Raw genomic sequence first — 19048 nt, forward strand, 5'->3', positions numbered from 1 at the left:
GGGATAATTTATTGATCGTACTCCTGCGTACTCCTGACAGCTCCTTCCAGCAGGATCATAGATACTGAGCGCAGCTGAGACCGATCGCCTCCCCGGATGACTTGAATCAACAAGATAACTGCCTGATCTCTGTCGCAGGGGCTTCATCCACCGTCACATGATGGAGTGAACAATTATGACGTCTCAGCCTTCCGATCGCTATCTTCGCCTGAATGATGTTCTCGACCGCACCGGCCTCAGCCGGGCGACGCTCTACCGGAAAATCCAGGCGGGTACCTTCCCGCCGCAGTACAAGCTCGCCGTTCGCTGCTGCGGCTGGCGCGAGTCTCATCTCAACATCTGGCTGCGCAACCCGATGAGCTTCACGCTCGACGACCTCCCACCGAACGAAAATTGAACGGCAAGTCACGCCAATGCCCCGCGCCGCGTCCGCGGCGCAGGGTGGAAGCCCGCCTCAATCGGCGGGGTTCCAGATAAGGGCGTAACCGTCCTCGCCATCCTGGCCGGCGGCGCGGCCGAGGTTGGCATAGAGCCGCCGCGGTCCGAACTCGGGAGCGGCGAGGCTCAGCGATACATAGGGTTCGCCCGATTGCTGTCCGACGCGGATCCAGCCGGCACCGATTTCGACGCCTTCGGACCAGACCCGGTAGTCGGGCTGGACGTCGCCGCTCTTCGAACGGTTGGTCCGAATCTCGATCGCCGCGCGGATCGAGAGGGTTTTCAGCTGGCCCACGAAACCCGTTTCGATGGTGCCGTTCACAAAGCCGATAGCTGCCATTGGTCGTCTCCTTGAATGTACCGCGGGACCATCCCTGCGGCATGGCGGACCAGGGACCGGCGCATGAGGTGTGCCGCGAACCCGTAGCGCCGCAGCAAAGCGGAGGAGCGCGGCGGCGCGAATATTTGAAGCGAAGCGGCCGCGAGGAGCGCGCGAAGCGCGCGGGGAAATAATCACGCCGCCGCGTTTTCGCGGGACGCCGCGCTGGGACAGGTCAACTCGCCCGTCGCCGGGGTGGTTCAGAGGCTACCGGAGAACGCCCGCCGACATCGCCAGAAACGATCAACCGGCAATAAACGAGTGGCTTGGCCGATCAAGATGATCACGTGCGACTTTAAGCCGACCATCGCCCCGGGGCGCGGCCAGCCCATCAAGTAATTTGGTTCGTCGGCAGGATTGTGACGGGTTCGACAGCCGGTTGCGTGTCTCTGAACGATTGGAATTGAGTCGGCGCCAATGTGATTTGCGCGCCAGTGTGCGCGAACGTCACGTCGCGTCCATGTAGGCCCGCACGCTCTCCATCAGCGCGAGAATGCGCGGTTTGTTAGTGTCACCATATTTTAGCTGCCGCAGGAGATAGGCATAGGCTGACGCTGCGACTTCGCGCTTTCCGGCGGCTGTCGCTTCGGCCCAATGCCGACAGGACCGAATGAATGGCTCAACTGGCGATTCGGCGACATAGGCGTCAATGCTATGCCAGTTGCGGCACGCCGATTCATCGGGCCACGCATCTGACAGCGTGGGATTATCCTGCAGCACCACACTCAACTCGAGCGACACCGGATCATAGCTCACCGCGCTGTGCTGCACGTCGCCATAGTCGATCAGCACCGAGCCATCTTCGGCCGATATCAGGATATTTCCGCCATGCAAGTCTCCATGAACGCATCGCCAGCGGGCTTGCACAACTCGCGCTTCGAACTCGGCAGCCCAGTCTAGCCCATAGTCCGCGTGAAGTGCTGCCGCCTTCTGATCCTCGACCCAGCAGCCCCTGATCTCGGCAATGCTATGGCCGGCCTCTACCGTGCCTTGGGTCCACTGAGCGACACACTGCTCTACTCCACCGAGGATCGCCGCTGCTCTTGCCGGATCCGTACCGAGCACGTCAAACATTGACTCTGTATAGCCGTCGGCAAGCTGGTAGAAGATACCAGCGGTCGTCGATGCGCCAAATTCCAGCATCGAAAGTTTGCGAGGTGTGGCCGCGCCATCGAGCAGCACGACATGCTTGTCGTGCCGGGCGGCCTCATCTTGGATTTTGGCGATCGGCCCGAGCTTGGCGAAAGACTGGCGGATCGGCGTGCCATTGCCGTCGAACAGCTGGAGCCTGAGCGGCTTCGCGCCTGACTTGCCCTCTCCGATCGGCGCGACGACGCACCGCCTTGCGCCAAGGCGCTTAGCGAAGATGCGAAGCAGCCGGTCCTCCGCGATCTGCAGATTGACCTGATTGAGCGTGAGCTCGATATCATCCAGCGCGAGGACCGCCAACTTCACCTTTGCTATGAGCTCGGGAGCCTTATCAATATCGATTTTGCGCAAGAATTCGACCGTGCTGACCGGCGCACCCTCAGCCCAGATATCGGCATCGTGCTTCTGTGCCAGCATGTCGGCGATGAAGTCGTCAGACGGGGAGCCGGTCAGGACCAGCAATTTCGTGCCGGGCGCCGTGTTCCGCGCGTGATGAAACACATATTTGCCGTGTTCGGGCTCAGCATCAAGTCCGTCATCTTGCGTTGGAATCTTGAGGTCGAGCACAGCAAAGTCGAAAAACTGCTCGTCCAATGCTGCGCAGGCGGCCTCACGGCTTCTGGCAATTGTCACATGCGCCTGACCCGGCATGTCAACGATCATGGCGTCCAGCGCGCTCGCAAATTCATAGTCATCCTCGACAATTAGGAAATGCGCAGTCATTTCTGCCAGCGCGCCAAATAGACCGCGCCCCCGTCGCGAGCCGGCTCGAGCGTTAGCACGCCGATCATTGTCTCGACTGCTTGACGCGCGATGGCGAGGCCAAAGCCACTGTGGTTCTTTTTCGTCGAATTGCCGACTTCGAATGCGGTCTCCGTTGGGCCGACAATACCAGTTCCTCGATCCAGCACCGAGACCCAGTAATCGACGTCGGCCTCGCCCCAGTTGATCGTCACCGAATGCGGCTGCGGCTCGGTGCCGACAGCTTCAACCGCCTCGACCGCATTGCGCAGGCCGTTTCCAATCACCATCCGGATCAACGCGGGGTCACCTTTGATTAGGAAGGGCTTCTGGCCGATCGCCGAGATCCACGGCATAGCTTGAGGTGTTTCGGTTTCGATCAACTCATCGATCATCGCCGCAAGATCGAACTCCTGCGGGCGAGCGACGCCCGCCGCGCTTTTGAGCATTTCGATCGCGTCAAAGATCCGGTGAACCGTCTCGAGATGCCGACGTGTAGCCGAGCCTTCCCACTCGTTGCCCAGTTCTAGCTTTCCGCTAAGCCGCGCCAACCCGATAGGGGAGGCGATCTCGTGGAGCAGAAATCCTGTCACCCATTCGACGGCTTGGCCATAGATCTGTTGCCGCACCTCTTCTGGTACAGCTGCGGTCTCGTCACCATTTGCGACCTGAGGTTCGACCCGGCGGGTCAGCCGTTTAATCGTGTCCTGAAGTGCGTAATGAACGTAAGCGACCGTTTCAGTCTTGAGCGCCTTGCGGATGCGAGCGAGATCGCCCGCCTTGCCGAGATTAGCCAATGCACGCGCTGCCTGTCCGCGGCTGTGTGCCGAGGTTGCCGACAGTCCATCAAGAGCTTCGTCGCGCGTCATCCCTGCGGTCGCGTTCCGTAAAACGTCGCGCGACGCTGGAACGCTTCCGCGCCGCCCTCCATCACTAGGGTAATCGCGTTGACGATTTGGTCTGTTCCAAGCGGCGCCGCGGCGAGCGGAAACCCGCGTTTGCCGTCGGAGCCAAGCTGGACAACAAAGTCGGCGTTACCGAGCACCGGAATGTTCGCGTTGTGCGTCGAGAACAGGATCTGACCATCGCTCGCACGCGCCAGGATTGAGCGGATCAGCGTGTCGACGATGAAGGCATTGTCGATGTGATCTTCCGGCTGATCGACAATCAGCAGGCGATCGGTATGCCTCAACACCAGCGGCAGGATAACCGTGCAGCGCTGGCCGGTCGACAGGTCAGCGATATCCTTGTGGTCGGAACCGTCGAGAAGCGAAAAGGTGACATAGTCTTCGACCGCAACAGTAGCTATTGCTGCGAGGTCCGCCTCTTTCATTGCGATCACGGCTTTGGCCGCGCGATCCGGCGTCGTGTTTCCGCAAGCCGCTACGAGAGGATAATTGTCGCTCTCAACTGCCTCGAGCAACTCTCGCGGACTGATCCGCTGCGCGAGCGCGCCAACGATGTCGGTATATTTGAGGCCACTCCCGCGCAAAGCCTCGGTGATCGCAGCCGCGAAGCCATCGGTCTGGCCGCCACGCACCACATCGATCCGTATGCGCGGTCCGAGCACCTGGTTAAGGTTATTTGCGATCTGCGCCCGCGCCTCAAACCGTTCCGTGCGGATCGCCTCGAGCTTGTCGAACGCCACGGAACGCCGCTGGATCGCCTGCGCCATCGTGGCCTGTCGTGTTAACAGAACTGCCTGAAGCGATTCAAGCTGCGCCTTACGCTCGCGCAGCAACTGCCCACGGCGGATGATCTCGCCGGCCCCGGACTGGAGCCCGTCAATCTCGCGGCGCAATTGTCTGGCATTATCCTCGAACGCGATCTTCTCTTGATGATAGCCGCCGGTCAGCCGAGCGCACTCCGCCTCGATCTGGGCAAGCTCGTGAAGCACTTGGTTCACCTGAGCATGCGCGGTCGCAATCCGGCTGCGGATTTGTCCTAGCGGATCGCCGCCTGCGGCAGGCGGCCAGGCCTCATCCGGCATAAAGCTGCTCTGCGCCGCTGTCAGCGACGCACGCCACTGCGAGACGCCCGCCTGAAATCTCTGCATAACGGTCGTCGCCACGCTTTTGACGGTGATGGTGCCGGTAAGCACGTTGAGCTGTTCCGTGCGCGTCGCCGCGTCCGCAGATAGGGCGGCGACCTGCTGCTCCTGCGGCGCCAGCTGCACCAACTGTTCCTGGATTGAGGCAAGCTCCGCGATCTGGCGGCGGAGCTGCTCGATATCCTGCTGGATCGTGTTGGCTTCTGCCGTCAACGAGCGAACGGCAGAGATTGCCTCGGTTTCGGCGGCCGCCAGTGCACGCTGGTCACCCAGAAAACCGTCGAGCAAGCGGAGACGGCCGCCAGGTTGAAGTCCGACCGTCTCAATCTCGGTCTGCGAGAGAATGATTGGCGGCAGATAGGGCCCTGAGGCCCGCGGCGCGGGATCACTAGCCGCACGCGAAACCGTCACGCGCCGTGCGCCATCAACCAATGTCAGGGTGATTTGCCCAGACCCGAGCACCGACAGTGCATGGTCGCGGCTACGGCGCGTGGATTCGGGGGTGTAGCCCGGCACATCCAGACAAAACCGAATCAGCTCGATGATTGAAGTCTTGCCAGTACCGCGCGCGCCTATCAGGACGTTAAGACCCGCCCGCCACCAGACATCGAATCCGTTCAGGAAGCCTTCTTCGATCTGGATGCGTTCAATATACATGGTGTCCCCTTCGACCGACCATGGGCGATCGATCCCAGTTCTTTACTCCGTCACTATCATCGGGCCAAGCTGCCAATGGCGTAGCTCGACGCCAATGCTGATCATTGCCCACCGGCGCGTCCACGCTTTGCTATTTAAGGAAAAGTCGACCAAGAGGCGGCATTCAAGAGAAACGCAGATTTGAACGATTCCCGGCTCCCATTACAGTCGGCGAGCCGATTCGAATATGTGAACGATCGGCAGCTTACCGGGGTGCAATATGGACTGCGGAACGTCCGCTTTGTCGTCCGCGCCCCTCACAAGGATGCCAGGGGAAATGGCAACTATAGCGTTCCGCCCTCCCAAGACCTGCCAGTCAGCAATCGGCAAGTGCTGAACGCCTCAAAAAGGGAGATCGTTCATTGCCGACGTCGTGAGGCACGACGCCAACCATTCTCCGGCCGGATCAGCACCGAACTGGGGTCTGGACGAACCTCGGCGGCGTTAATGGATGCCCGAGCCCCAGCGCCGCTTCCCGCCCTCAACTCGTCCAGATAATCAGACCACCATTGAGCCATTGCTACCCGCTCGTCCCAATGCGCGCCGCGGTGGTAGGCGGCCCTCACGCGGTTGTTATCACCGTGCGCCAACGCCCGTTCTATCGCGTCATAAGACCATTTACCGGATTCATTTAGCAGGGTGCTGGCCATCGCCCGAAAGCCGTGGGCGGTCATCTCGCTGCTGGTATATCCCATCCGCCGTAGCGCGGCGTTCAGGGTGTTATCTGACATCGGACGTTTTCTCGACCACAAGGATGGGAAAATGTAACTCCAAGGTTGGGTGATTTCACGGATTTGCTCAATCAGGGCCACTGATTGTCGGGACAGCGGCACGTGATGCGGCTTGCGCATTTTCATCTTCTCGGCGGGTATGGTCCAAACGCGTGCTTCAAGATCGAATTCTTCCCACTGGGCCGTTCGAAGTTCCCCCGGGCGGACGAAGACGTGCGGCGCCAGCTTCAACGCCCAGTCCGTCATTCCCTGGCTTTTGTAAGCATCGATTGCACGCAGCAACGGGCCAACCTGGCTTGCATCGGTGATGGCGCCATAATGAGTAACGGTCGGATTGATGAGCGCGCCGCGCAAATCCCGCGTAGGATCGGATCGCAAGCGCGCCGTCGCGACGGCGTAGCGGAAGACCGACCCCGCTAATTGCATCGTGCGTCGCGCACTTTCGAGTTTGCCCTGCGCCTCGATCTTCCGGACAGCCGCCAAGACATCGATCGGCTCAATCTCCTGGATGGGCATTTTCCCGATGCTGTTATCGAGAAGGCTGAGCAGATACTCGCATCGCTTTGCAGTCGACGGTGCCCAGGCTTTGTCGCCATCGCGGCGGCGCTTGTCGCAATATTCGCGGGAGATGCCGGAGAAGGTATTTTCAACGCTGACGTGGGCACGCAGCTTGTTGCGCTTCTTCTCATAGGATGGGTCGATGCCCTTGGTAATCATGTTGCGCGCCTCGTCGCGCTGAATGCGTGCATCGCGAAGGGAGACGCGAGGATATGGTCCGAAGCTCATCTTCTTCTCGAGCCCGTCGAATCGGTATTTCATTTTCCAATGCTTGCTGCCGTTCGGCATGACATGGATATAGAGTCCTTCGCTGTCGGCCATCTTGTAAGGCTTGTCCCGCGACTGAGCATGGCGAACGGCAGAATCGGTTAGCGGCATCACGATCTCTCCATTTGGCCGGCTCCGAATTGGAGCGAGCAATCGGCAAAATCGTCCCCGATAGGGGCCCCTTTTTCGAGGCGCTGCCATGAGATACCATGACACGCAACGAGCCGATAAATGGCAGATTACCGCCATTTTTCTGCTTTTGTAAATGGTGTGAGACGGCCTGAAACAGCCTTCTGGAGCGGGTAGCGGGAATCGAACCCGCCTAGCTAGCTTGGAAGGCTAGAGCATTACCACTATGCTATACCCGCGTTGCCAAGGCCGGCGGCGATTGCCAGTTTGATCGGCTCGCGTCAAGCGCGGCATTGAGAACATGTTGGCAACATGCTAAAAGATACTTCGTGCACGACGGCAATGATCAGGACCCCGGCGACGGTGCGGCCACCCCGGTTCGCAAGATCATCCATGTCGACATGGATGCGTTTTACGCCTCGGTCGAGCAGCGCGACGATCCGGCGCTGCGGGGACAGCCGGTCGCGGTCGGCGGCTCGTCGCGGCGCGGTGTTGTCGCGGCGGCGAGTTACGAGGCGCGCAAGTTCGGCGTACGCTCAGCAATGCCCAGCATTACCGCAAAGCGCCAATGCCCAGCCCTCATCTTCGTACCGCCCCGCTTCGAGGTCTATCGCGAGGTTTCGCACCGGATCCGTGCAATCTTCCGCGACTATGCCGACGAGGTCGAACCGCTGTCGCTCGACGAAGCCTATCTCGATGTCAGCGCCGATAAGGCAGCGCTCGGCAGTGCGACCGCCGCTGCGCGGCTGATCCGCCGGCGCGTCCGCGAAGAAACCGGCCTCACCGCTTCGGCCGGGGTTTCCTATAACAAGTTCATCGCCAAGCTCGCGTCGGACCAGAACAAGCCCGACGGGCTGACCGTCATCCCACCGGGCAAGGGTGCTGCGTTCGTGCAGACGCTGTCGATCCGCCGTTTTCACGGCATCGGCCCGGTCACCGCGGCAAAGATGGAGGGGCTCGGCGTCTTTTCGGGCGCCGACCTCGCGGCGAAGGACGCAATGTGGCTCGCGACGCATTTTGGCAACAGCGCCGAATGGCTCTACAATCTCGCGCGGGGGATCGACCATCGCCGCGTCAAGTCGAACCGCCCGCTCAAATCGCTGGGCGGCGAGCGCACTTTCTTCAACGATTTGATCGGCGACACGGAAATCCGCGAGGCGCTCGCGCATGTCTGTACTGTGGTGTGGGACCGCGCGGCGAAAAAGGGCGCGCGCGGCCGCACCGTGACGCTAAAGCTGCGCTACGCCGATTTTCAGACGATCACCCGTGCAAGGACTGTCCCCTTCCCCATCGCCGACGGCAATTCGCTGCTCGCGGCGGGCGAAGCGATCCTTGCCCCGCTGCTCCCGACCGAACAGGGTATCCGCCTGCTCGGCATCACCCTGAGCAAATTCGAGGGCGAGGAGGAAGAGACGGACGGCACGGCCCCGGCGCCCGCCGACCTGCTCAGCCTAATTTAGCGAGCGCGGGCGCGAAGCGCCGCATCGCGGCCTTCATTTTCGGCGACATCGCCTGATAGGAGCAGCGAATGAGCGCCTCGTCCGAAACCTGTATTTCCTCACGAAACGGCGCGCCGACGCGATAGAGCGCGCGGCCTTCGCCCATCGCCTTCAGCCGAAAATAGCCCACACCGTCGAAACCACCGAACTGCATCTGGGTAAAGCCGTCCTCGACGGCGTGCGTCTGTGTGATCGGCTGCAATTCGGCCGCCGGTCCCAGATTGCCGGTCGGCCCGTAATAATAGACCGAACCCCAGCGCGTGCCGTCGAAAATATAACCATAACGCGCCGTGGCGCACGCCTGGTCGTCGTTGGTCCAGAAGCCCGGCGCGATCGGCAATTCGACCGGCGCCTGGGGCCCCGCTGGCGCGCCCAGCGCCGCCAGCGCAAACGTAAAAATCCCTCTGTGCATCGATACCCCCACCGCTGCCGACAGTCGCAGCATGGTGACGGACATGGCCCGATCGATCAACCCGCGTTGGCGAACACCCGTTCCTTCGTCGCGGTAAAGCGGATCGCGGGGTGGCGCTGGGTCACATAGCCGACTTCCCAGGCGTCCTTCGCCATGAACACTGGCGCACCGTCGCGGTCGGTCGCCGATGCGCCGCGATGGTCGGCCTGAAAGGCTTTCAGCGCGGTCGGATCGTCGCTCGCGATCCAGCGCGCAGTATCCCATGGCGATGCCTCCAGCTTCGCTTCGACCTTATATTCGGCCTCTAGCCGGCTGATCAGCACTTCCAGCTGCAGCTGGCCGACGACGCCGACGATCATGTTCGACCCGATTTCGGGATAGAAGACCTGGATGATCCCCTCCTCGGCCATGTCGTCGAGCGCTTTCCTGAGCTGCTTGGTCTTCGTCGGATCGACCAGCGCGACACGCCGCAGGATTTCGGGCGCGAAGTTCGGCAGACCGGTGATCGTCACGTCGGTACGCTCCGACAGCGTATCGCCGACGCGCAGCGTACCATGGTTCGGGATGCCGATGATGTCGCCGGGATAAGCCTCCTCCGCCATTTCGCGGTCCTGCGCGAGGAACAGCATCGGGCGGCTGATCGCGATCGCCTTGCCCGTTCCGCCCTGCATCAGCCGCATCCCGCGTTCGAACTTGCCCGAACAAAGGCGCATGAAGGCGATTCGGTCGCGGTGCGCGGGGTTCATGTTCGCCTGCACCTTGAACACGAAGCCGGTCACGGCCTCGTCATCCGGCTGGACGGCTGCGGGTTCGGCCGGCTGGGGTTGGGGGCCGGGTGCATGGCTCGCCAGCGCGTTCAGCAGGTCCACGACGCCGAACTCCTTCAGTGCCGAACCGAAATAGACCGGCGTCAGGTCGCCGTTGCGATAAGAAGCTGCATCAAAGGGCGCGTAGCAGGCCGAGGCGAGTTCGGTTTCTTCCTTGAGAAGCGAAAGCGCGTCGCCGCTGAGCTGCGCCGCGAGCGCGTCGTCGTCCATCCCTGACACGCTGAAGCGGTCGCCCTCATACATGCGCGAGGCATCGCCGCCGGGCTTCATGATGGCGGGATCTACCAGGTCATAAATCCCCTCGAACTGTCCGCCCATGCCCGCGGGCCAGTTCATCGGGCAGACGTCGAGCGCGAGCCGGTCGGCGACCTCGTCGAGCAGCTCGAAGGGCGGCAGGCCCTCGCGATCGACCTTGTTGACAAAGGTGATGATCGGCACGGACCGCAGCCGGCATACCTCGAACAGCTTCAGCGTCTGCGGCTCGATGCCCTTCGCGGCGTCGATCACCATTACCGCGCTGTCGACGGCAGTCAGCGTACGATAGGTATCCTCGCTGAAATCCTCGTGCCCCGGCGTGTCGAGCAGGTTGAACACCAGCCCCGCATGTTCGAACGTCATCACCGACGACGTCACCGAAATGCCGCGCTGCTGCTCGATCTTCATCCAGTCAGACCGCGCCCGCCGCGCCGCCCCGCGCGCCTTCACCTCACCCGCCATATGGATCGCGCCGCCAGCGACGAGCAATTTCTCGGTTAGCGTCGTCTTGCCCGCGTCGGGGTGCGAGATGATGGCAAAGGTGCGGCGGTCGGGATGCTTGGACATTGCGCGGGCGCCTAGCAGGTGGCGGGGCAAGTGGAAAGGGGCTGGCGCCGGGGCGCTCGCAGACGCATGGTCGGGTCATGCGAACGCTCTTCATCGCCCTCACGCTGACCGCGGTCCCTGCCGCCGCACAGAATTCCCCATTCGTTGGCGAATACAGCCTAGCCGAAGGGCCCGACGTCGGTGGCGGCCTGCTCATCCGGAACGACGGCCGCTTCCAATATATGTTCGCCGCGGGCGCGCTCGACGAACGCGCCGAGGGACGCTGGCAAGCGCGCGGCGAAATGATTTGCCTGACCACCGATCCTAGGCCGGTACCGCCCGCGATGAAAAAGGGGCCGCTGCTCGAAATCGATGGCGCCGTTCCCACCCTGCTGGTCACCTGGCCCAACGGCCGCGGCGTCGCCGGCGTCGATTTCGTGATCGGCTTCGACAGCAGTGAGCCGGTCGAGGGCTATACGCAGGATGATGGCTGGACGACGCCCGATGGCGACAAGCGCATCCCGCGCTGGGTCGAACTGCGCGAGCCCATCTACGGCATCACCGCTCCGCGCTACGAACTGAGCGACGCCGACGGCGGCAAGCTGCGCGTGATCATCGAGCCCAATGATATCGGCGTGGTCGATTTTGCCGACGCCTGCGCCGAAAGGACCGACCACGTCCTGACGCTCCACCGCGCCGAAGGGTCGATGCGCTTCGTGCGACTGGCGGAGGAATAGCACGGCTGGGGGCTGGGGAGCCGACATGCACCAGCGGGATTTTATCCAGGATCGCTGTGACGTTAGGACCGCATCGCGATCCAAAGGTCAGGAAAAATCAGCCTTGTGCGCCGCTCGATTTGGCGCTTTCGCTGCTCCGGCTACGCCCGACACGCCTCCCGTGACCACCCAATGAGGCTGCCGCTTAAACTACCAGATGAAAGCTGACGCAGCTGGATAATGTAGGAAAGGCCTATGTGAAGACGGTATCGGCTTCGGGGTGAGAAGCCGACGTTCCTTCTCACCCTCGTCATTCCCGCGAAAGCGGGAACCCAGTGGCTACGCTGGCTCGCTGGGTTCCCGCTTTCGCGGGAATGACGAAGAAAGGGAATGGCAACTAACGGTCGTGTACTGTCTTCAGCGGATACCGGGTCGCAAGGCGATCCAGCACGCCACCCGATCGCGCCGCGTCAGTCCGCCAGCACGATCCGCTCATACCGATCCATATGATGATCGACGCTGCCGAACTGGCCCTCGATCATCGTGGCGCGCTTGAAATAATGGCCGATCGCCAGTTCCTGCGTGATCCCGATGCCGCCGTGCGTCTGGATGGCATTCTGGCCGACGAAATTGGCGCCGCGCCCGACCTTCGCCTTGGCGGCCGACACCGCCGCCATGCGTTCGTTCGCGGGCAGGCCCAGCTTCAGCGTGCCCATGATCGTCATCGACCGCGCCTGCTCGACCTCCATGAACATGTCGACCATGCGGTGCTGGAGCACCTGGAACTTGGCGATCGGCACGCCGAACTGCTTGCGCTGCTGCGTATATTCCAGCGTGCCTTCGTGCAGTTTCTGCATCACGCCTGTCGCTTCGGCGCAGGTCGCCACGGTCGCTTCGTCGACGATCTGTTCGATCAGCGGCAGCGCCGCGCCCTCGCTGCCGAGCAGCGCATCGCCTGGAACCGCGACATTTTCGAAATAGACTTCGGACGCGCGACTGCCATCGACGGTCGGATAGTCGCGGCGGACGATGCCCGGCAGCTTCGCGTCGATCAGGAACAACGACACGCCGTCGGTATCGCGCTGGCCGCCGCCGGTGCGCGCGGTGACGAGCAGGTGCGTCGCCCAGGGTGCGGCATAGACGACGCTCTTGTGGCCGTTGAGGACATAGCCCGCGCCGTCCTTCTTCGCATTCGTCTTGAGGTTAGCGAGATCGTAGCGCCCCTGCGGTTCGGCGTAGGCAAAGGCAATGATCGCATTGCCCGCGATGATTTCGGGAATTATCGCATCGGCCTGCGCGCCGCCGACGGCTTTGAGCGCGCCGCCCGCGATGACGACGGTCGGAAGATACGGCTCGATCCCGATAACCTTGCCCAATTCCTCCATGACGATCGCATTTTCCAGAGCGCCGCCGCCCAAGCCGCCATGCTCCTCGGCAAAGGCCGCACCGAGCATCCCCAACTCCTGCGCCAGCGCAGTCCAGATCGCGGGATCGCGGCCGGTATCGCCATTGATAAATTTCTGGCGCGTCTCGAAATCATAGGTGTCGGCCAGGAAACGGGCCAGCGTGTCGCGGATCATGTCCTGCGTTTCGGTGTAGGTGAAATCCATTATCGTAATTCCTGAACTTGATCGTCATCCCGGCGGAGGCCGGGATCTCACCGTCGCATCATCGCGTAAGGTCGAGATCCCGGCCTCCGCCGGGATTACGTCTGTTTTCCGATTAGAGGCCGAGCACCATCTTCGCGATGATGTTGCGCTGGATCTCGTTCGACCCGCCATAGATCGTCGTCTTGCGCATGTTGAAATAGGTCGGCGCGGCGCGATGGGCGTAGTCAGGCCCGATGGGATGCTCGTTATCGCCCTCTCCGAAACCGCGGAAATAGGGGGCGCCATAATGGCCGACCGCTTCGAGCGTCAGTTCGGTCAAGCGCTGCTGGATTTCCGATCCCTTGATCTTGAGCAGACTCGATTCGGGGCCCGGCCCCTTCCCGGCATTCGCGCCCGCGAGGCTGCGCAGCTCGGTAAATTCGAGCGCGGTCAGGTCGACCTCCAACTCGGCAACCTTGCGCTTGAAGAACGGGTTGGCGAGCAAAGGCTTGTCGCCATCGAGTTCGGTGCGCGCGATCGCCTTCACCTTCTCGATCCCGCGCTTCGACGCGGCGACCCCGGCGATGCCGGTGCGTTCGTGCGCCAGCAGGAATTTGGCGCAGGTCCAGCCCTTGTTTTCCTCATAGACGCGCTGCGACTTGGGAACGCGGACGTCCTCCAGCCACACTTCGTTGACTTCATGCTCGCCGCCCAGCGTAATGATCGGGCGCACGGTGATGCCGGGCGATTTCATGTCGATGAGCAGGAAGGAAATGCCTTCCTGCTGCTTCGCATCCTTGTCGGTGCGGACGAGGAAGAAACCCCAGTCGGCGTGCTGCGCGAGCGTCGTCCAGGTTTTCTGCCCGTTGACGATATAATCGTCGCCATCCGAAACGGCCGTGGTGCGCAGGCTGGCAAGATCCGAACCCGAACCCGGTTCCGAATAGCCCTGGCACCACCAATCCTCACCGGACAGGATGCGGGGAAGGAAATAGGCTTTCTGCTCGGGCGTGCCAAAGGTGTAGATGACGGGGCCCACCATCGCGAGGCCGAAAGGCATCAGGCGGATGCAATCGGCGCGCGCGGTCTCTTCGGACCAGATGAAACGCTGCGTCGGTGTCCAGCCGGTGCCGCCATATTCGACCGGCCACGCGGGGGCGATCCAGCCCTTTTTATGGAGGATCTTGTGCCAGGCGAGGAAATCCTCCTTGGACAGCTCCTCGCCCTCATCCTGTTTGCCGCGAAGCTCCGCGGGGTAATTGTCGGCGATGAACTGGCGCACTTCCTGCTGAAAAGCCAGATCCTCGGGGCTGAACTCCATGTCCATATCGAATCTCCCATTGGGCAATGGCCCGCTTATAATGTGCGCTCACCTTTACGTAAACGGCAAGTTGCAATTGACAACTTTCCCTGCCGCCATGATTGCGCGTAAGAAAGCAGCTTGTCCAGCGCGCGCAGGGCGCGCGGATAAGGATGGGGGATGAATGATGACCAAGGCGAGGCGTGCCGCGCTATGGGCTGCGGCGATCATCGGCGCCGCCGCGCTTGCTGCATGGCTGTTCCAACGTCCCATAGGCATGTGGCTGTTCGAACGCGCTGCCGAACGCAATATCGGCCGCGATACGTTCACTGACTTGCCCGATGGCCTGCATGCCGGCCTGTGCGGCACCGGCTCCCCCCTCCCCAACCACGAGCGCGCCGCGGCCTGCACGGTTGTTATCGCCGGCAAGGCGATGTTCGTCGTCGACGCAGGCGAGGGCGCAGCACGCAACATTGCGCTGATGGGCCTGCCCAACGGCCGCATCAAGGCGATGTTCCTGACCCATTTTCATTCGGACCATATTGACGGGATGGGACCGATGATGCTGCTGCGCTGGACCGCGAGCGGCAACACGGCCCCCCTGCCCGTCTATGGCCCGACGGGCGTCGAAAAGGTCATCGCGGGGTTCAACGCCGCTTATGCGCTCGATAACGGTTATCGCACCGCGCACCATGGTCAGGCGATCACGCCCCCAGCGGCCGCCGGCGCCACCGCCATGCCCTTTCCCACGCCAACCGCACCGACCGTCGTCTATGACGCGGACGGTCTGCGCGTGACCGCCTTTGCCGTCGATCATCGTCCGGTGGAGCCCTCGGTCGGCTATCGTTTCGATTACAAGGGACGCAGCCTTGTCATCAGCGGCGACACCGGGCCGTCGAAGTCGCTGGAGGCGGCGTCGAAGGGCGCCGACCTGCTGATCCACGAGGCGCTGAACCCGGCGATGGTGCGGACACTCGCGGCAAATCTCGACAAGGCGGGGCGGAAACAAACCGCGCAGATCATGCGCGACATCCTCGATTACCATGCCAGCCCGTCGCAGGCTGCGGACAGCGCGCGAGTCGCCGGGGTCCAAATGCTGGTGCTGAGCCACGTCGTCCCGTCGATGCCCTCGCCTTACCTGAACGCGGCATTTCTGGACGGCGCCAAAGACCGGTTCGACGGGCCTGTCATCGTCGGCGAGGACGGGCAATATTTCTCGCTGCCCGCCGGCAGCAAGGCGATCGAACGTGGCAGCTGGTTCTAGGGTCAGGACCCATTAATTCGCCGTTCGAGGTTTGAAGCGATTTCGTTCAGGGCGAGGAAGAAAAGCAAAGAAATATAAATATATTTCAAGGCTTTCTGACGCGGCCATGGACGAAATCGGTCAAATCCCGAAGGGACGCCGAAATGGCTTCGATCTCAGGCCCGCGCAGGCTTGCGGGTAGCGATGCTACCCGTTTCGCCCGCCTGGGCCCGATATCTTTGCCATTTCGACGCCTCGAACAGGGAGTTAATGGGTCCTGACCCTAGGCAGGACGCCGGGTCACGAGCACGACAGCACCATCGACGGCATAGGGTCCGCGGATTTCGGCGATCGTCAGGTCAACGTCGATTGCGTCGCCGTCACGCGTGACGATCTGCGATGCAAGGCGCTTGGGCTCTCCCGTTCGAAACAGCGATTCGAGCGCCTCAGCAAAGGCGGCACGATAGCTGATCGCCAGCAGCGCCGAAAAGCGCACCCGCCGGATCGCCGTGGGCTCGACACCGATCAGGCCGGTGAGCGTCGCATTCGCGGTCTCGATCGCTTCGCGCACCGAAATGCGCGCGTGGCCGATGCCCCCCTGGGCCTCGATCGCGACGAGCAAGGCTTGCCGCGCGTCGTTCCCGGCAAATTCCTCCATCACACCGCTGACGTCGCGCAGGATCAGCGCGCCACCGATCGGGACGGGGACTAGGTCGGCGCGCAGCCATTGGCGGGGCCGCAGGGCGTCGGGAATCTCGCCCGAAAAGCGTTCGCGATGGTCGATCAACCGGATGATATAATGCGAGAGCAAACTGCCCTCGATCCGGGGCATCGCCGCGGTCAGCGACGCGCCGATCAGGTCGGCGCCCGACGCCTCTAGCATATCGGTGGCTGCTGGATTGACCGCTGCAATCCGCCATTGCCGGTCGATCAGGATCACCGCGTCGCGGATCGATTCAGCCAGATCGGCGAGCGAGCGCTGCACGCTGTCGGTCGCCCGCATCGCGGCATCGGCGCCCGCACCGAGCCGTCGATATTCGTCAAGCGAGATCAGCACATGCGCGTCCTTGCCATGGTGCGTTACGACGACGGGTTTGCGCGCCGACTGCAAACGCCAATTGGCGAAGCCGCGAATAAAATCCGCCGCCGAGACACGCTGTGTTTCGGGTTTTGTTGCCACACGCCCCTCCAAAATCCGCCCGGTTTCCAAGCTTCTTATAGGCCGATTGGCACGGGTTTCGGTCGGAACCGGACGAAACGGCGCGCAATCCTGTCCGGAATGGCACCGCCCCGCGCGCGATCACACTAGCCGGGCGCGACCACAACGCAGCGCGTTGATCCGAGTATCGGCCTGCCCCAAATGCAGGCCGAGCAGGCCGGTAAGATCGGCAACAACGCCATCGAGGACGGGCGCGGCGAGCGCCACCGTGTCACCCACCACTGTCGTCAGCGCGCCGAGGTTGAGACCAAGCCCCAGGACATTGACGTCGAGGTCCATGTCGTCTGACAGCGACTGAGCGGCGCCCGCGACCAGCCCGCCGCTCGACACCGTTTTCACCGTCCCGTCGTCAATCTCGCGGCGCGAAAATGCGACCGGATTTTCGGCCGTATCCGACAGCGTCATTTCCGCCCGCGCATCGATGCTGACCAGCGGCAGCTTGACGAGGCGCGCGGGCATCGGGTCGAGCGGGCGCTGCATGTCGGCGAAATCGTCATCGTCGACGGTCCCGATTGCCACCATCGCCGGCGACGTCACCACGCCCAGCGTCACCGCGGCGCTACTGTTCGGGGCGCAGTCGATGTCAGTGATCCGCGCCGAAGCCGATCCCAGTTCGGCAAGCAGCGGGACGTGGACGCTCGCCAGCGGCGTCGCGACACGCGTGTCTATTTTCAGCCGCACTTGCGCGGTACGAATGACCACGTCGTTGGTATCGGTGACCGCGATCAGCGGCGAATCGGCGGGTGGTTCGCCGATCATCAGTGCGACGTCGATCCCCGGTCCGCCGGGAAGATTGCTCGCGAGCGACAGGTCGACCTGCCGGTTGGCGTTGCCAAGCAGCAACATCGTGCGCAGCAAGCTGAGCGCATTCACTTTGACCGGGTTTGCCGCGTCGACGCGAACGCTCGACGATCGTGGCCCGAGATCGATCGCCCGAGAGGGCAGCAGAGCACGCGGCAGCGCGCGGTCGGCGATATGTTCGAGCGCCGACGCCGTCTGGCCGTCCGAGGCGCGCGCGAGTGCCGAGACGACTTGCGGCAACGTCACCTGCGTATCGAGCGTTTGGCCGAAGGTCAGCACGTCGGCGCCAATTTCGGCCCGGAGTGCATCGGAAAAAGCGAGCAGATCGATGTCGGTGCTCGCGAGTGCATTATAGTCCATCAGTGAAAGGCTGAGCTGGCTGCCCGTCAGCCCCGACAGCAGCGCGTTGGGCAGTCCGCCGTTGACCGCGGCGACCCGCGAACCGAGGGAAAATGCGGCGTAGCCGCGCCGCGCACCGGTCGCGGTAGCGCGAATGACCGTGTCGCGCCGTCCCGTCAAGAAGCTGCCGAAGAAGAGCGGGCGGTCGCGCATCACGACGATCCGCACGGCGTTCGGCGAAGCGCCGCCCTCGGCGAAACGTTGTTCGGCCGCGATCCCGGGGTCGGCGACATAGGTGCCGGGTGCCAGCGTGGCGATCTGGATGCCGCAATCGCAATTAGCTGCGATTATGCGCGCGGCAGCGGCGCGCTCCTCGCCGGGCCGCGCGGCTGCCGCCAGGGCCGCAGCATCGGCAATGCCCTGTAGTTTCCGGCGGTCGAGATAGAGCGAACCGACATCGACCGCGAGCGCCGCCGATCCGATCAGCATCGTCATGCCGAACGCGACCGAGACGCTGACACCCGCATGGAGATCCCCGATCAGTCGGCGAAGAAGGACAGGCTTTGCCATGTTCAGTCTACCGAGAGTTCGAAAGTCGCGCGGGCGCGGATGATGTTGCCCGGCGACGGCACGAAGGCCGATTGCAGCAAGCTGTCTTCGGGAACGGTGAAGGTGACGGCGACGGTGATCGCTTCCGAAGTTTCCGAAACGGCAACGGTGTGCGTTCCGGTCACAGCCCCAAGACTCCGCCCGACCGCCCGTGTCGCGACCGCCTCGCGGTCCGCGGCATCCAGCCCGACGATCGACGCCCGTGCGCCGTCGTTCGCCGCCTGCTGGACGCTGTGCGCGAGCATGAAATAGTGGCCGTAGACAACGACACCCATCAGCAACGCGAGGAGCAGCGGCAGCACCAGCGCCATTTCGACGATGGCGGCACCGCGCTCTTCGCGCGCCAGGGTAAGGCCGCTTGAGGCCGGATTGCGGACGCGCCGCGCAAGTCGGATCGAAACTGTCATGCCGCAAGCATGGCGCGATGAAATGAAAGCGGCGTCGAGAAGACCCGGCACCGCTTTTCTATATTTTACATGTTTATCATCTGCATCGATCGGCCCGATTCCGGCCGATCGATGGCAAGGCTTAACGGAGGCCTAATTGTCCGGCGCG

The 19048-nt window shown here is 62.6% G+C and carries 16 protein-coding genes and 1 tRNA gene; 4 read left to right on the forward strand and 13 right to left on the reverse strand.

Annotation, left to right across the window (positions count from 1 at the left end):
* The first annotated feature begins 175 nt into the window (after positions 1-175).
* Positions 176-397, forward strand: coding sequence for a helix-turn-helix transcriptional regulator (locus ATE71_RS00710; protein ID WP_058801454.1), 222 nt, complete (start codon positions 176-178; stop codon positions 395-397).
* 57 nt (positions 398-454) lie between these two features.
* Here the strand turns inward: ATE71_RS00710 and ATE71_RS00715 are convergent, their stop codons facing one another.
* From ATE71_RS00715 to ATE71_RS00740, 6 genes are all read right to left on the reverse strand, one after another.
* Positions 455-778 (reverse strand): DUF736 domain-containing protein, encoded by a 324-nt coding sequence (locus ATE71_RS00715; RefSeq protein WP_058453987.1) that lies wholly within the window; start codon positions 776-778, stop codon positions 455-457.
* Positions 779-1264: 486 nt separating this feature from the next.
* On the reverse strand, positions 1265-2689 hold the full coding sequence (locus ATE71_RS00720) for a phosphotransferase (protein ID WP_201022897.1): 1425 nt from the start codon (positions 2687-2689) through the stop codon (positions 1265-1267).
* The gene (locus tag ATE71_RS00725) at positions 2686-3576 is read right to left on the reverse strand and encodes a sensor histidine kinase (protein WP_058801456.1); all 891 of its coding nucleotides are present in this window, start codon (positions 3574-3576) and stop codon (positions 2686-2688) included. The genes ATE71_RS00720 and ATE71_RS00725 overlap by 4 nt, the downstream gene beginning before the upstream one ends.
* Positions 3573-5414 carry a hypothetical protein gene (locus ATE71_RS00730; protein WP_058801457.1) on the reverse strand — a complete coding sequence of 614 codons (1842 nt, stop codon included), beginning with the start codon at positions 5412-5414 and terminating at the stop codon, positions 3573-3575. The genes ATE71_RS00725 and ATE71_RS00730 overlap by 4 nt, the downstream gene beginning before the upstream one ends.
* A gap of 398 nt (positions 5415-5812) precedes the next feature.
* Complete coding sequence (locus tag ATE71_RS00735; RefSeq protein WP_082665000.1) at positions 5813-7120, reverse strand: tyrosine-type recombinase/integrase; 1308 nt, start codon at positions 7118-7120, stop codon at positions 5813-5815.
* 183 nt (positions 7121-7303) lie between these two features.
* Positions 7304-7377, reverse strand: a tRNA-Gly gene (locus ATE71_RS00740).
* Between the two features lie 90 nt (positions 7378-7467).
* Between ATE71_RS00740 and dinB the strand changes: the two genes are divergently transcribed.
* Positions 7468-8598, forward strand: coding sequence for a DNA polymerase IV (gene dinB / locus ATE71_RS00745; protein ID WP_058801458.1), 1131 nt, complete (start codon positions 7468-7470; stop codon positions 8596-8598).
* On the opposite strand, the gene ATE71_RS00750 is transcribed toward dinB, so the two are convergent.
* Both ATE71_RS00750 and ATE71_RS00755 read right to left on the reverse strand, forming a co-directional pair.
* Positions 8585-9094 (reverse strand): hypothetical protein, encoded by a 510-nt coding sequence (locus ATE71_RS00750; protein WP_152998577.1) that lies wholly within the window; start codon positions 9092-9094, stop codon positions 8585-8587. The genes dinB and ATE71_RS00750 overlap by 14 nt on opposite strands.
* A gap of 11 nt (positions 9095-9105) precedes the next feature.
* The gene (locus tag ATE71_RS00755) at positions 9106-10698 is read right to left on the reverse strand and encodes a peptide chain release factor 3 (protein ID WP_058801460.1); all 1593 of its coding nucleotides are present in this window, start codon (positions 10696-10698) and stop codon (positions 9106-9108) included.
* A gap of 77 nt (positions 10699-10775) precedes the next feature.
* On the opposite strand from ATE71_RS00755, the gene ATE71_RS00760 reads away from it, so the two are divergent.
* The gene (locus ATE71_RS00760; protein WP_058801461.1) at positions 10776-11414 is read left to right on the forward strand and encodes a hypothetical protein; all 639 of its coding nucleotides are present in this window, start codon (positions 10776-10778) and stop codon (positions 11412-11414) included.
* A gap of 449 nt (positions 11415-11863) precedes the next feature.
* Here the strand turns inward: ATE71_RS00760 and ATE71_RS00765 are convergent, their stop codons facing one another.
* Positions 11864-13003: an acyl-CoA dehydrogenase family protein gene (locus ATE71_RS00765; RefSeq protein WP_058801462.1), complete on the reverse strand. Its 1140-nt coding sequence runs from the start codon at positions 13001-13003 to the stop codon at positions 11864-11866.
* A gap of 112 nt (positions 13004-13115) precedes the next feature.
* Complete coding sequence (locus tag ATE71_RS00770) at positions 13116-14309, reverse strand: acyl-CoA dehydrogenase family protein (RefSeq protein ID WP_058801463.1); 1194 nt, start codon at positions 14307-14309, stop codon at positions 13116-13118.
* Between the two features lie 157 nt (positions 14310-14466).
* On the opposite strand from ATE71_RS00770, the gene ATE71_RS00775 reads away from it, so the two are divergent.
* The gene (locus tag ATE71_RS00775; RefSeq protein WP_235587848.1) at positions 14467-15546 is read left to right on the forward strand and encodes an MBL fold metallo-hydrolase; all 1080 of its coding nucleotides are present in this window, start codon (positions 14467-14469) and stop codon (positions 15544-15546) included.
* Positions 15547-15808: 262 nt separating this feature from the next.
* Here ATE71_RS00775 and ATE71_RS00780 read toward each other — a convergent pair whose 3' ends face one another.
* From ATE71_RS00780 to ATE71_RS00790, 3 genes are all read right to left on the reverse strand, one after another.
* Positions 15809-16705 carry a PAS domain-containing protein gene (locus tag ATE71_RS00780; protein WP_058801464.1) on the reverse strand — a complete coding sequence of 299 codons (897 nt, stop codon included), beginning with the start codon at positions 16703-16705 and terminating at the stop codon, positions 15809-15811.
* A 120-nt stretch (positions 16706-16825) separates the two neighbouring features.
* Complete coding sequence (locus ATE71_RS00785) at positions 16826-18454, reverse strand: TadG family pilus assembly protein (RefSeq protein ID WP_058801465.1); 1629 nt, start codon at positions 18452-18454, stop codon at positions 16826-16828.
* Positions 18455-18456: 2 nt separating this feature from the next.
* On the reverse strand, positions 18457-18900 hold the full coding sequence (locus ATE71_RS00790; protein ID WP_058801466.1) for a TadE/TadG family type IV pilus assembly protein: 444 nt from the start codon (positions 18898-18900) through the stop codon (positions 18457-18459).
* Positions 18901-19048 lie beyond the last annotated feature (148 nt).

This window comes from Sphingopyxis sp. H115 (genome assembly GCF_001468465.1).
In the GTDB taxonomy this organism is placed as follows: domain Bacteria; phylum Pseudomonadota; class Alphaproteobacteria; order Sphingomonadales; family Sphingomonadaceae; genus Sphingopyxis.